Source organism: Acidovorax sp. M14 (genome assembly GCF_049331375.1).
In the GTDB taxonomy this organism is placed as follows: domain Bacteria; phylum Pseudomonadota; class Gammaproteobacteria; order Burkholderiales; family Burkholderiaceae_C; genus Acidovorax.
In genome coordinates, this window is sequence record NZ_CP186263.1 from 2,051,066 (window position 1) to 2,063,404 (window position 12,339).

Below are 12,339 nucleotides of genomic sequence, written 5' to 3' on the forward strand. Positions count from 1 at the left end.
CTCAGATCAGAATCAGTTTGAAGCCCGCCCAGGCGAGCAATAGAGAAAGGGCAGAGCGGATGAGGCGCTCAGGGGTGCGGGTGACCAGGCGTGAGCCCAGCCAGATGCCGGGCAGCGAGCCAGCCAGCAATTGTGCAAGCAAAGGCCAGTCCACCGAGCCGAGCGAGGCATGGCCCAGGCCCGCCACCAGGGTCAGGGGTACGGCGTAGGCAATGTCGGCGCCAATGATGCGCGGCAGCGGCAGCAGGGGGTAGACCAGCAGCAGCACGGTGACGCCGATGGCGCCTGCACCTACTGAGGTGAAGGTGACCAGCGTGCCGATCACCGCGCCCAGCAGCACGGGCAAGCTCCAGTGGCGAGGGCGGGTGGCATCTCCCGTATGAGCTTTACGCAAGGCGTTTTGTGCCGCCTGGCGTTGGGCAGAGAAAACAACCGCCTTGTAGAGCGTGGCGGCCGCCGTGAGCAGCAGGGCAAAACCCAGCGTGGTGGTCATGATGCGCTGCGCGGTGGCACTGGCGGGGCCCAGGGTGTGCAGCGCCCACAGCGCCAGCAGGGCGGCCGGAATGCTGCCTGCGCACAGCTGGCCCACCACTTTCCATGGCACCAGGCGCTGGCGGGCCAGGCTGACGGTGCCGCCCATCTTGGTGAAGGCCGCAAACAGCAAATCGGTGCCCACGGCCATGTGGGGCTTGATGCCGAAAAAGAAGATGAGGATGGGCGTCATCAGCGAGCCGCCGCCCACACCGGTCAGGCCCACGATGAGCCCAACGGCAAAGCCCGCAAAAACAAACGCCAATTCATGCATGGCGGCGAATGTAGAGGGGCTTCTTATGGATGCAAACTATTGTTTTGCTCTGCCAATATGTCGATTTGTTTATAAGTGAGGATTGGCGCGGGCTGGCAGGGGGATGCTGGAGCCACCCGCCGCGCTGTAGCTACTGCAGCCGCTCGGCGCCCAGCGCCTTGGCCAGCCGCGCATCCAGCGGCAGCGGCTCGCCCTGCAGCCGGGCCGCGAGCAGTTCGCCGCACAGGAGCGCCAGCGTCAGCCCGCGCGCGCCCATGGCCGTGCTGGTCCACAGGCCCGGCAGCTCGGCTGCATCCACCGGGCCCACGATGGGCAGGCGGTCGGGCGCGGTGCAGCGCACGGCGGCCCAGGTGCGCAGGGCGGGGGGCTCCCCTGCGGCGGGCTGTAGAGCCGGGGCGTTCAGTGCCTGGGCGAACAAGGGTTTTAGCTGGGGGGCGATGCCGGGCAGCAGGCGCTGCAGCTTGGCCCAGTTGGTGGCGTGGGCGGCGTGGATGTCGGTGGCGCTGGGCGGCAGGGCCTGCACATCGCGCTCAAAGGTGGAGCCCATCACCCAGCCTTGGTCGCCATCGGCTTGATCGCCCAGCGGGAACCGGGGCACCAGGTTGCCATTGCCGTTGGCCGGGAACGGAATCCACGGCCGCAGGAGCGCTGCCGGGTCGGCATGTTGGCCCCACGACACCTGCCCGCGCACCGGCTGCAGGGGCCAGCGGTGGTTCAGCAGGGCCAGGCTGCCTGCGCCTGCAGCAATGACCACCGTGGGGGCCTCGCTCAGCACCTGGCCCTGGGCATCGAGTGCCTGCCAGGTGGTGGTGGCGGGGCTGTGGGCATTGGCGGGTATCTCCACACGCTGCAGCTGGGCCACTGCCCAACTCCCCCGCCATCGAATGCCGGGCTGACCCAGTAAGGCCTTGGCCAGGCGCGCCGGGCGCACCCAGCCCGCCTGGTGGTGCCAGCAGGCCGTCGCGTCAGGCGGCAACTGGGCGGCGGCCAGGGCGGCGGGGGGCGCAGGCTCGCTCCAGGCGGCGCCCGGCCCTTGCGGCCAATCGGGCGACAGACCGGGGCTGCCGTCGGTTCGGTGCTCCAGCACGCCGCAATGCGCCCAGTCCACCCCCTCGTTCAGCAACCAGCGGGCCTGCTCCAGCGTGGAGCGGATGCCGCTGCGCGACAGGCGCGACAGCACACTGTCGTCGGGCGACACATGGGGCGCGAAGACCCCGGCGGGCAGGGCGGACGCGCCTGCAGCGGGCTCGGCGGCCTGGTCCAGTACAGTGACCTGCCAGCCGCGCCGGGCCAGGCTGGCGGCGGCGGCGGCACCTGCAATGCCGCCACCGATCACGATGCAGGGGCCGGGCAGAGAGGGTTCCGGCGTTGCCCCGGGCTGGCGCGGGGTGCGGGGCTCCCAGCGCGGGTTGAAGGTGGCATGCAGGTTGTCGCGTTTGGGCGGCACGCCGGGCACGCGGGTCACTTCAAAGCCGCATTGCGCCAGGGCATCGCGCACGGCGCGTGCGATGGTCCAGGTGGCGAGCTGTGTACCGCGACGGCAAGAGCGTGCCACAGCCTTCAGAGTGTGCAGGTCCCAGCTTTCTGGGTTGCGCTGGGGACTGAAGCCGTCGAGGTAGACGGAGTCCACCGTCAGGTTCTGCTGGCGCAGCATGGCCTGGGTGTCGCCCACGTACAGGGTGAGCAGCACGCGGCCTTCGTCAAAACGCAGCCGGTGCACGCCTGGCAGCAGGCCCCACCATTGCTGGTGCAGTGCTTCGGCCAGCGGCGCCAGCTCGGGGTGGACCGAGGTGGCGCGCAGCAGGTCGGCCGCACTCACGGGCCAGGCCTCGGTCGATACGAAGTGCAGCAGCGTGGGGCGCTGCGGGTCGGCCCGCCAGGCCGCCCAGGTCACCAGGAAGTTCAGGCCAAAGCCAAAACCGGTCTCCAGAATGCGCCATTGCGACTGCCCGGCCCAGGCCTCGGGCAGGCCGCAGCCGTGCAAAAACACACGGCGGGCCTGGTCCAGGCCACCGTTTTCACTGTGGTAGCGGTCGCCGAAGCGGGGGCTATAAGGGGTGCCGTCGGGCAACCAGTCGATGGGCTCAGACATGGGGTGGGGACTGGAGGTTTGCGGCGCTTGCATCGCCCTTGACCTGCGTCACTGGCGCGGCCCAGGCCAGGGCAGCCAAGCAAGGGCCGCCCCGCAGCGAGGGCTGCGTCTCCCTGCCCGTAGCGTGCAACGCTACGAGAGCGGGGGGAAGCGGCGTAGCCGCTCAGGGGGGTGCTCTTTATTTACGCGCTGGGCGGGACGTATCCCGCCGCAGCGTCTGTGCCGCCGCCGAAGAAATGGTTTTGGCGAAACCACTTTTTGCAGCGCTGCACTTCGCGTCGCTCCGTTACGCGCTGGGCGGGACGTAGCCCGCCGCGGCGTCTGCGCCGCTGCCAAAAAAGTGGTTTTCCATCTGGCGTGCCAAATACTGGCGGGCACGGGCATCGGCCAGGTTCAGCCGGTTTTCATTGACCAGCATCGTCTGGTGCTTGAGCCAGCCCGCCCAGGCTTCCTTGCTCACGCTTTCCCAGATTCGTTTGCCCAGTTCGCCGGGGTAGGGCGGAAAGTCGAGGCCTTCGGCTTCCTTGCCGAGCTTGATGCATTGAACGGTGCGTGCCATGGGAATTCCTTGCAGTGAGGGCGAGCGAAAAAAAGGCTTCGCTCAGATGATTTGGATATTAAGAACTGAAATCTCAGTAGTTCCAGTTTTGAAGAGGGCCTTCCAGAATGCGTTCCATCGGTGTTTTGCACCGCAACACATTCTTAAAAAGAGGCCCTTCCATGAACTTTCGCCGCGACTTTATCAAGTTTCCCTTCGCTGCCGCCCTGGTGGGCAGTTTGGCCCTGACGGCATTGCCGTCGTTTGCGCAGTCGGTGACGCTGCTCAATGTGTCGTACGACCCGACGCGCGAGCTGTATGTGGACTTCAACCAGGCCTTTGCCAAGCACTGGAAGGCCAAGACCGGGCAGGACGTGACCATCAAGCAAAGCCACGGCGGATCGGGCAAGCAGGCCCGCTCCATCATCGACGGGCTGGACGCCGATGTGGCCACGCTGGCCCTGGCGGGCGACACCGATGCGCTGCACACCAACGGTGGCTGGATTCCCAAAGACTGGCAAAAGCGCCTGCCGCACAACAGCTCGCCCTACACCTCCACCATCGTGCTGGTGGTGCGCCAGGGCAATCCCAAGGGCATCAAGGACTGGGATGACCTGGTGCGCCCCGATGTGAAGGTGATCACGCCCAACCCCAAGACCTCGGGCGGCGCGCGCTGGAACTACCTGGCCGCCTGGGAATTTGCCAAGCGCAAGTACGGCGGTGACGCCAAGGCCAAGGACTTCGTGGCCAAGCTGTATGGCAACGTGCCCGTGCTGGACACCGGCGCGCGCGGCTCCACCATCACCTTTGCGCAACGCAACCAGGGCGACGTGCTGATCGCCTGGGAGAACGAGGCCTACCTGCTCGAAAAAGAGTTCGGCACCAAGTTCGACGTGATCGCCCCGTCCATCTCCATCCTGGCCGAGCCTGCTGTCTCGGTGGTGGACAAGAACGTGGACAAGAAGGGCACCCGTGCCGTGGCCGAGGCCTATCTGCAGTACCTCTACACCGAAGAGGGCCAGGACATTGCGGGCAAACATTTCTACCGCCCCGCCGTGTCTGAAAAGGCAAAGGCCAAGTACGCCAAGCAGTTCCCCAAGCTGAACCTGTTCACCATCAACGACGCATTCGGTGGCTGGGACAAGGCGGCCAAGGACCACTTTGCGGACAACGCCAGTTTTGACCAGATCTACACCCGCAAGTAAGTAAGCCCGTCAGTCCACCCGCCTTTCGTGTGCGGGGGGATGGCGCCCCGTCTCCGTGCAACAAGCCAGGCCCCAGCGGGCCGGGCGGGGCGTTGCTCGCCCTTTTTGAATGAAAACAGGCCCAAGCGCTAGTCAAACATGCGCTGACAGCTATCAAAACCATAGTGTTCAAGGAATCCACACCATGTCCGCCTTGCTCATCGCCGGCAGCCCCTCGGAGCGCTCCCGGTCCGCCGCCTTGCTCGACGCCGTGGCCCAGCGCCTCTCAGTGCGCGGTGCGCTGGTGGACCGCATCCACATCCGCGACCTCTCGCCCCAGGCGCTGCTGCTGGCCGACTTTGGGCACCCCACGGTGGTCAGCGCCATCGACCAGGTGGCCGATGCCAGCGTGCTGGTGGTGGCCACCCCCGTCTACAAGGCGGCATACAGCGGCGTGCTCAAGGTGTTTCTGGACCTGCTGCCGCAAACCGCTCTCAAGGGCAAGACCGTGCTGCCCTTGGCCACGGGTGGCAGCCCGCACCACATGCTGGCGCTGGACTACGCGCTGCGCCCCGTGCTGCAGTCGCTGGGCGCCAAAAGCATCCTGCCCGGCATCTACGCCACCGATGCCCAGGTCACGCTGACGCCCGAGGGCACCTACCACGTGCAGGCCGACATTGCCGCCCGGCTGGACGATGCGGTCAACGTGCTGGTGACCGAAACCCTGCGCCCATCGCCCGCCCAGGCCACGCGTTTTGCGCCGGTCAACTTCGCTGACGTGCGATGTAGCGTCTGATGTAGCGTCTGATGTAGCGATGGCACTGCGGCAGGCCCGCAGTGCCACCTTCCTTCCCCCTTCATTTCCATTTTTGATTTTTGCTGCGCCGGGTGCGCGGGCAGGGCGGTGTGCCGCCTGCTGCCAGCCCGCCCGGTGCTCCACCCACTCGATTTGCTGCTGGAACCCGCACCATGAATGAACTGAACCGCTTCTCCCTGCAACGCCGCCACCTGCTGGCCGCCAGTGCTGCCATCGCCGCTGCGGCAGCGCTCCCCGCCACCTCTTGGGCCCAGCCCTCCGGCGCGCCCCGCGTGCTGCGCGTGGGCCACCAAAAGGGCTGGCTCTCCATCCTGAAGGGCCGCGGCACGCTCGAAAAACGTCTCGCCCCGCTGGGCGTCAAGGTCACCTGGACCGAATTCAACGCCGGCCCCGTGCAGCTTGAAGCGCTGAACGTCGGCTCCATCGACTTTGGCGACGTGGGCGAAGCCCCGCCCATCTTTGCCCAGGCCGCCGGTGCGCCACTGGTGTACGCCGGTGCCACCGTGCCGCGCCCCGCGCTGGAGGCCGTGATCGTGCCCAAGGACTCGTCCATCCGCAGCGTGGCAGATTTGAAGGGCAAGCGCGTGGCCTACAACAAGGGCTCCAACGTGCAGTACTTCCTGGTCAAGCTGCTGGAGAAAAACGGCCTGAAGTACGGCGACGTGCAATCCGTCTTCCTGGCCCCGGCCGATGCGCGCGCCGCCTTTGAAAAGGGCGCGGTCGATGCCTGGATCATCTGGGACCCGTTCCTGGCCGCTGCGCAAAAGACGCTCGACGCCCGCCTGCTGGCCGACGCCACGGGCGTGGTCAACAACCGCGCTTACTACTTCACCTCGCGCGACTTTGCGACCCGGAACACCGATGTGCTGCGCATCGCGATCGAAGAGGTCAACGCCATCGACACCTGGGCGTCCAAGAACAAGGAAGCCGCCGCCGCCGAGCTGTCGGCCGTGCTGGGCCTCGACAAATCCATCACCGAGCTGTACCTGAACCGCGCCCGTTTCGGCACGGCGCCGGTCACGCGCGAGATCCTGGCCGAGCAGCAGGCGATAGCCGACACCTTCTTCGACCTGAAGCTCATCCCCAAAAAGCTCAACCTGCTGCACGCCGCGCCGGTCGATCTGCTGTAACCCCACGGCCAAGACCGTCAACACGTTCCAAGGAGTTGCCCATGCCTGCCCCCATGCCTTTCCCGTTGCACGCCCAACTGCGGCGCGTGCTGTGCGTCACGGCCGCCGCCTGGGGGCTGAACATGCAGCAGCGACGCGGGGCCCTGCGCGCGCCCCAGTTCGGCTTTGCCATCTCCTACTGACCCCGTACGGACCTCGTTGAGATCCCGCTTTGAAAAGACCTGTGCCATGCAAATTTTCTGGTTCATTCCCACCCACGGCGACAGCCGCTACCTTGGCACCGCGAAAGGGGCGCGCCAGCTCAGCCATGACTACCTCCAGCAGGTGGCGATGGCCGCCGACAGCCTGGGCTACGAGGGCGTTTTGATCCCCACCGGGCGCTCTTGTGAAGACCCCTGGGTGGTCGCGTCCAGCCTGATTGCTGTGACCAAGAAGCTCAAGTTCCTGGTGGCCGTGCGCCCCGGCCTGCACCAGCCCGCACTCGCGGCGCGCATGGCCGCCACGTTCGACCGGCTCTCGGGCGGGCGACTGCTCATCAACCTGGTGACAGGGGGCGACCAGGCCGAGCTGGAGGGCGACGGCGTGTTTCTGGACCACGCCACGCGCTACGAACAGTCGGCCGAGTTCATCCGCATCTGGCGCGAGATCCTCGCGCGCAGCCACAGCGGTGAATCACTCGACTACGACGGCCAGCACCTCAGCGTGAAGGGCGCCAAGCTGTTGTTTCCGCCCCTGCAGCAGCCGCACCCGCCGGTGTACTTTGGGGGCTCTTCCGGCGCCGCCCACGACCTCGCCGCCGAGCAGGTCGAGACCTACCTGACCTGGGGCGAGCCGCCTGCCGAAGTGGCCAAGAAGGTGGCCGACGTGCGCGCCCGTGCTGCAAAACATGGTCGCACCGTCAAGTTCGGCATCCGCCTGCACGTCATCGTGCGCGAGACCGAAGACCAGGCCTGGCAGGCGGCCGAAGAACTCATCAGCCATGTGGATGACGTGACCGTGGCGCGTGCCCAGGCCGTGTTTGCGCGCATGGACTCCGAAGGCCAGCGCCGCATGGCGCGGCTGCATGCCGGTGGCGTGAAGCGCAGTCGGGCCGACCTGGAAATCAGCCCCAACCTCTGGGCGGGTGTGGGCCTGGTGCGTGGCGGTGCAGGCACGGCGCTGGTGGGTGACCCGCAGACCGTGGCCGCGCGCATCGAGGAATACGCCGCGCTGGGGCTCGACACCTTTGTGCTCTCGGGCTACCCGCACCTGGAAGAGGCGTACCGCTTTGCCGAGCTGGTGTTCCCGTTGCTGCCCGTGGGCGTGCGCGAGAAGCTTGCGGGCGGCAACCCGCTGGGCCCGTTTGGCGAAACCGTGGCCAATGACTTTGTGCCGCGCGCATCGCAAAGCTGAGCGCAGCGCTGCCCAGGAGACCGCCCATGTCCATCCAGTCCATCAACCATGTGCAGCTGCCGTTCCCGGCCGGTGCCGAGGCGCCCATCCGGCGCTTTTACAGCAGCCTGCTGGGCCTGCCCGAGGTGCGGCTGAACGCGGGCAATACCCTGCGTTTTGTGGCCGGCGCGCAGCGCATCGACCTGGTGCCTACCGAGCACTGGCAGCCCGCCCCCGCCGTGTCGCACCTGGCCTTTGAGGTGCAGGACCTGCCCGCACTGCGCCATCGCCTGCTGCAGGCCGAACTGCCGCTGGTGGAAAACCGTGCGCTGCCTGGCTACCTGCGCTTTTACGTCAAGGACCCGGCGGGCAACCAGCTGGAGTTCTTGGAGCCCGACAACGATCCCCAGGAAATATCGCCATGACACAGGCCCAGACAAACACGGTGCCCGTGCGCGAGCTGCAGGTCTCGCCACCCATTGCCGACACCATCGACCATCCGCTCGATGGCCCTCTTCTGCCCGCACCCGTGACCCGATTTTTTGCCAATGTGGCGCGGCGCCTGCTGCCCTGGGCCGTGCCCGTGGGCCTCATCGTGCTGTGGCAGATCGCCTCGTCGCAAGGATGGCTCTCCACCCGCGTGCTGCCCGCGCCGCTGGAGGTGGTGAAGGCCGCCTGGACCTTGACCCTGTCGGGCGAGCTGTGGACGCACGTCAAGGTCAGCGCGGGCCGGGCGCTGGCCGGGCTGGCGATTGGCGGCGGCCTGGGCCTGCTGCTGGGCCTGCTGACCGGCTCGGTCAAGCTGTTCGAAACGCTGCTCGACTCCACCATCCAGATGGTGCGCAACATTCCCGCACTGGCGCTCATCCCGCTGGTAATTTTGTGGTTCGGCATCGACGAATCGGCCAAGCTGTTCCTCATCAGTGTGTCGGTGTTCTTTCCGATCTACCTCAACACCTTCCACGGCATCCGCAATGTGGACCCGGGCCTGATCGAGATGGGCCGCACCTACGGCCTGGGGCGCTGGCAGCTGTACCAGCAAATCATCCTGCCCGGCGCGCTCTCCAGCATCCTGGTGGGCCTGCGCTTCTCGCTGGGCCTGATGTGGGTGATCCTGATCGTGGCCGAAACCATCTCGGCGCAGGCGGGCATCGGCTACCTCACGATGAATGCACGCGAGTTTCTGCAGACCGACATCGTGCTCGTGGGCATCTTGCTGTACGCGCTGCTGGGCAAGCTGGCCGATGTGTTTGCCAAGGGGCTCGAACGCTACTGGCTGCGCTGGCATCCCGGTTACCAGGCTTGATGCTTCACGCTTGAATACTCACATTTTTATAGCTGCTGGCGCAATAGCCACTAGCGCAGGAGACCTTTTTGACCACAAGTTCATCTTTACAACCCCAGGGCGTGCGCCTGGAAGTGTGCGGCGTGGAGAAACGCTACGGCGCGCGCAATGTGCTCCAGAAGGCCGACCTGGTCATCGAACCCGGCCAGTTCGTCGCCATCGTGGGCCGCAGCGGCTGCGGCAAGAGTACGTTGCTGCGCCTGGTGGCGGGCCTGGAGTCCGTCTCGGGCGGCGCGATCCGCATCGATGGCAAAGACATCGACGGCCTGAGCGGTGACACCCGCATCATGTTCCAGGACTCGCGCCTGCTGCCCTGGAAGCGTGTGGCCGACAACGTGGCCCTGGGCCTGCCGCCCGAGCGGCGCGGCGCTGCGGCCGACGTGCTGGCGCGCGTGGGGCTGGGCGACCGGTTGAACGAGTGGCCAGCACGCCTGTCGGGCGGCCAGCGCCAGCGCGTGGCCCTGGCACGTGCCCTGGTGCACAACCCGCGCCTGCTGTTGCTCGACGAGCCGCTGGGCGCGCTGGATGCGCTGACGCGCATCGAGATGCACCGCCTGATCGAAGGCCTGTGGCGCACCAGCGGCTTTACCGCGCTGCTGGTGACCCACGACGTGCAGGAGGCCGTGGCCCTGGCCGACCGCGTGATCCTGATCGAGGACGGCCAGATTGCGCTGGACCAGCGCATCGACCTGCCACGTCCCCGCTCGCACGGCGATGCCGCCTTTGCCGCCATCGAAAAACGCATCCTGGACCGCGTGCTGCAAAAGCCCGATGGCGACCCGGCGCACGAAGCCCCCTGGCCGGGTGTGCCCGCGCACGGGTTGCGCTGGGCCGTGTGAGCTTTCACCTCTTTTCTCTTTCCCCCTTTTTCTTTTTCTTTCAACGGACTTTTTAGGAGAACCCCATGTCCATTCAAGCCATCAACGTTCGCAACCAGTTCAAGGGCAAAGTGCGCGAGATCATTCGCGGCGACGTCGTCTCCGAGGTCGATGTCGAAACCCCCTGGGGCATCGTGACCTCCGTCATCACCACCCGCTCGGTGGACGACCTGGGCCTCGTCGTGGGCTCCGATGTGGTCGCGTTGGTCAAGTCCACAGAGGTGTCGATCGCCAAGCTGTGAGTCGGGAGCAGGGCGCAGGGCCGACGGCACCATGCCGTGCGGCACTGCGCCGCCTTCACGCTGTGGAACAGGCCTGCGTGTCGCGTTGACAGGCAGCGCGGCTCGCTGTGCCCAGGTCTTGCCCAGCCGCTATCTGGCAAGAACCCTGGGGCTATTGCCCCCAAAGCCGCTCGGGTTGCCTACACTCGGGCCCATGACGACCCTTCTGGTTTGCCCCTTTGCCGCCCTGGCTGCGCTGCCCCGCGCAGCGGCCTGCGCGCGAGCGGTGGCCAAGAAGAACGCGCGTCGTCAGCTGACGCCAGCACATTCCTGAGCCCGGCGGCACCCTCTCTCCTCATCCCCTTGTAGCGCAACCATCCACCGCCGGGCACCAGCCAAGCGCGGTAGCGGCCGTCTTGTCCCCACGGGGCACTGCCGCATTCGATGGAGTGCTTTGTATGCATGCAGTTGTGACCCCTGGCGAGCGCACGCTCACCGACCTGGACTATTCGCGCCTGACCAAGCTGGTCGGCAACCGGCCAGCGCCCTTGCTGGATGACCTGCTGGCCAACGCCGACATCACCAGCCCGCGCACCGTGCGTGCGGATGTGGTCACCATGAACTCGCGCGTGGAGCTGGTGGACCCGCACACCCACCGGCACCAGGTGTTGACCCTGTGCTACCCGCAGGACGCCGAGCCTGCGGCGGGCTTTATCTCGGTGCTGTCGCCGGTGGGCATCAGCCTGCTGGGCCTGCGGGTGGGAGATATGGCCAAGTGGCAAACGCCGCATGGCGAAGAGTGCGCGGCCACCATCGAGAACATCCAGTACCAGCCCGAAGCCACGGGCGACTACCTCACCTAGTCGCCTCCGCATTCCGGCCCGCTGCGGGCCGTACCACCAGATCACTTCCCACCAGACCGGCGCCAATGGCATTGGCAGCCGTTGGAGGAGTGCGCGTTGTTCACCACAGAAGGACGTACCACCATGACCCCTCGCTCCATCCTCGTCGTCACCGATTTTTCTGAACTGGGAGGGCACGCGCTGGCACGCGCGGCGTTGCTGGGCGCAGAGCATCGGGCTGCGTTGCAGCTGGTGTATCTCTCTGCACCCGGCGAGGTGCCACCCCCCGATGTGGCGGTGCGCCTGTCGCACCATGCGCTGCAGCTGCGACAGCGCCACCAGATCGCCGTGCAGGCAGTATCGCGCGTGGATTGCACAGTGGCAGACATGGCCCGTGCGGCAGCCACGCACGACCTGGTGGTGTGGGGCACGGCACCGCAGCGGGGGCTGCGGGCCTGGTGGGGCACGCACCCCGCCCTGCAACTGCTGCGTGCTTGCCAGCGCCCCGTGGTCGTGGTGCGCAACGCGGCGGACCAGACCTACCAGAGCCTGTTGGTGGCGGTGGACTTTTCGCAGGCATCGCACCGCCTTGTGGAGCTGGGCCTGGCTCTCCTCCCCCGCGCACGCGTGGAACTGTTCCATGCCATCAGCACCGCCAATGAGGGCAAGCTGCGGTATGCCGAGGTGTCGGAGCGAGCCATCCAGATCTACCGCGAGCAGTGCAGGCGCCATGCGCAAGACCGCATGTTCACGCTGACCGACTCGTACGACGCGCGGCGCAATCGGCTGTCGTCGTCCATCGGGCGCGGCGATCCGGCGCGGCAGGTGCTGGTGGCACAGCAAAACGCTGGGGCCGACCTGATCTTGGTGGGCAAGCATCCCGCGTCCCCGTGGGTGGACTGGCTGTTCGAGAGCGTGGCGCAACGCATCTTGCGCGAAGCGCGTACGGACGTGCTGGTGGCACCGCACGGCTTTCAGGCCGCGTCCCGGGGCACTGCCGTCAAGCGCCTTGCCACCGACCTGCCCGTGCGCCGCGTCAAGGCGGGTGCGCCACGCCCGCCAAGCCATCCCAACCCCGCCGCGCTGTGGGGCGGGGCATGACGCGGTGGGCCTCTG

General features: G+C 66.8%; 13 protein-coding genes and 2 pseudogenes. 11 read left to right on the plus strand and 4 right to left on the minus strand.

All coding sequences use genetic code 11. From position 1 onward, the window contains the following. Position 1 precedes the first annotated feature (1 nt). From ACOYR4_RS09415 to ACOYR4_RS09425, 3 genes are all read right to left on the minus strand, one after another. Entirely contained in the window at positions 2-805 is an 804-nt protein-coding gene (locus tag ACOYR4_RS09415; protein WP_409794937.1) for a sulfite exporter TauE/SafE family protein, read from the minus strand. A 130-nt stretch (positions 806-935) separates the two neighbouring features. Then, positions 936-2,897 (minus strand): FAD-dependent 5-carboxymethylaminomethyl-2-thiouridine(34) oxidoreductase MnmC, encoded by a 1,962-nt coding sequence (mnmC, locus tag ACOYR4_RS09420; RefSeq protein WP_422849345.1) that lies wholly within the window; start codon positions 2,895-2,897, stop codon positions 936-938. 286 nt (positions 2,898-3,183) lie between these two features. After that, entirely contained in the window at positions 3,184-3,456 is a 273-nt protein-coding gene (locus ACOYR4_RS09425) for an oxidative damage protection protein (protein ID WP_015013765.1), read from the minus strand. Positions 3,457-3,617: 161 nt separating this feature from the next. Between ACOYR4_RS09425 and ACOYR4_RS09430 the strand changes: the two genes are divergently transcribed. The 8 genes and pseudogenes from ACOYR4_RS09430 to ACOYR4_RS09465 all read left to right on the plus strand — a co-directional run. Continuing rightward, positions 3,618-4,640 carry a sulfate ABC transporter substrate-binding protein gene (locus ACOYR4_RS09430; RefSeq protein WP_343734876.1) on the plus strand — a complete coding sequence of 341 codons (1,023 nt, stop codon included), beginning with the start codon at positions 3,618-3,620 and terminating at the stop codon, positions 4,638-4,640. A gap of 184 nt (positions 4,641-4,824) precedes the next feature. Continuing rightward, positions 4,825-5,415, plus strand: coding sequence for an NADPH-dependent FMN reductase (ssuE, locus tag ACOYR4_RS09435; RefSeq protein WP_060984826.1), 591 nt, complete (start codon positions 4,825-4,827; stop codon positions 5,413-5,415). A 173-nt stretch (positions 5,416-5,588) separates the two neighbouring features. Further along, a complete protein-coding gene (locus tag ACOYR4_RS09440) occupies positions 5,589-6,566 on the plus strand; it encodes a sulfonate ABC transporter substrate-binding protein (RefSeq protein ID WP_422849346.1) in 978 nt (325 codons plus the stop codon). 41 nt (positions 6,567-6,607) lie between these two features. Beyond that, entirely contained in the window at positions 6,608-6,748 is a 141-nt protein-coding gene (locus ACOYR4_RS09445; protein WP_209819368.1) for a hypothetical protein, read from the plus strand. Between the two features lie 46 nt (positions 6,749-6,794). Next, on the plus strand, positions 6,795-7,958 hold the full coding sequence (ssuD, locus tag ACOYR4_RS09450; protein ID WP_422849347.1) for an FMNH2-dependent alkanesulfonate monooxygenase: 1,164 nt from the start codon (positions 6,795-6,797) through the stop codon (positions 7,956-7,958). Between the two features lie 26 nt (positions 7,959-7,984). Continuing rightward, on the plus strand, positions 7,985-8,362 hold the full coding sequence (locus ACOYR4_RS09455; RefSeq protein ID WP_422849348.1) for a VOC family protein: 378 nt from the start codon (positions 7,985-7,987) through the stop codon (positions 8,360-8,362). Beyond that, positions 8,359-9,243: an aliphatic sulfonate ABC transporter permease SsuC gene (ssuC, locus tag ACOYR4_RS09460; RefSeq protein WP_422849349.1), complete on the plus strand. Its 885-nt coding sequence runs from the start codon at positions 8,359-8,361 to the stop codon at positions 9,241-9,243. The genes ACOYR4_RS09455 and ssuC overlap by 4 nt, the downstream gene beginning before the upstream one ends. Before the next feature lie 149 nt (positions 9,244-9,392). Continuing rightward, positions 9,393-9,785, plus strand: a pseudogene (locus tag ACOYR4_RS09465) (ABC transporter ATP-binding protein); the annotation flags it as partial. Here ACOYR4_RS09465 and ACOYR4_RS09470 read toward each other — a convergent pair. Continuing rightward, positions 9,780-10,100 (minus strand): annotated as a pseudogene (locus ACOYR4_RS09470) (hypothetical protein); the annotation flags it as partial. The pseudogenes ACOYR4_RS09465 and ACOYR4_RS09470 sit on opposite strands and share 6 nt — an antisense overlap. 86 nt (positions 10,101-10,186) lie before the next feature. On the opposite strand from ACOYR4_RS09470, the gene ACOYR4_RS09475 reads away from it, so the two are divergent. From ACOYR4_RS09475 to ACOYR4_RS09485, 3 genes are all read left to right on the plus strand, one after another. Beyond that, entirely contained in the window at positions 10,187-10,402 is a 216-nt protein-coding gene (locus tag ACOYR4_RS09475) for a TOBE domain-containing protein (RefSeq protein WP_015013774.1), read from the plus strand. A gap of 437 nt (positions 10,403-10,839) precedes the next feature. Next, a complete protein-coding gene (locus ACOYR4_RS09480; protein WP_422849350.1) occupies positions 10,840-11,244 on the plus strand; it encodes a GreA/GreB family elongation factor in 405 nt (134 codons plus the stop codon). Between the two features lie 123 nt (positions 11,245-11,367). Next, complete coding sequence (locus tag ACOYR4_RS09485) at positions 11,368-12,324, plus strand: universal stress protein (RefSeq protein WP_422849351.1); 957 nt, start codon at positions 11,368-11,370, stop codon at positions 12,322-12,324. Positions 12,325-12,339: the final 15 nt, after the last annotated feature.

Coding starts and splice junctions, on each gene's coding strand:
- ACOYR4_RS09475 (WP_015013774.1), top strand. CDS start 10,187: ATGTCCATTCAAGCCATCAACGTTCGCAACCAGTTCAAGGGCAAAGTG.
- ssuC (WP_422849349.1), top strand. CDS start 8,359: ATGACACAGGCCCAGACAAACACGGTGCCCGTGCGCGAGCTGCAGGTC.
- ACOYR4_RS09480 (WP_422849350.1), top strand. CDS start 10,840: ATGCATGCAGTTGTGACCCCTGGCGAGCGCACGCTCACCGACCTGGAC.
- ACOYR4_RS09455 (WP_422849348.1), top strand. CDS start 7,985: ATGTCCATCCAGTCCATCAACCATGTGCAGCTGCCGTTCCCGGCCGGT.
- ACOYR4_RS09485 (WP_422849351.1), top strand. CDS start 11,368: ATGACCCCTCGCTCCATCCTCGTCGTCACCGATTTTTCTGAACTGGGA.
- ACOYR4_RS09425 (WP_015013765.1), bottom strand. CDS start 3,456: ATGGCACGCACCGTTCAATGCATCAAGCTCGGCAAGGAAGCCGAAGGC.
- ssuE (WP_060984826.1), top strand. CDS start 4,825: ATGTCCGCCTTGCTCATCGCCGGCAGCCCCTCGGAGCGCTCCCGGTCC.
- ACOYR4_RS09440 (WP_422849346.1), top strand. CDS start 5,589: ATGAATGAACTGAACCGCTTCTCCCTGCAACGCCGCCACCTGCTGGCC.
- mnmC (WP_422849345.1), bottom strand. CDS start 2,897: ATGTCTGAGCCCATCGACTGGTTGCCCGACGGCACCCCTTATAGCCCC.
- ACOYR4_RS09415 (WP_409794937.1), bottom strand. CDS start 805: ATGCATGAATTGGCGTTTGTTTTTGCGGGCTTTGCCGTTGGGCTCATC.
- ssuD (WP_422849347.1), top strand. CDS start 6,795: ATGCAAATTTTCTGGTTCATTCCCACCCACGGCGACAGCCGCTACCTT.
- ACOYR4_RS09445 (WP_209819368.1), top strand. CDS start 6,608: ATGCCTGCCCCCATGCCTTTCCCGTTGCACGCCCAACTGCGGCGCGTG.
- ACOYR4_RS09430 (WP_343734876.1), top strand. CDS start 3,618: ATGAACTTTCGCCGCGACTTTATCAAGTTTCCCTTCGCTGCCGCCCTG.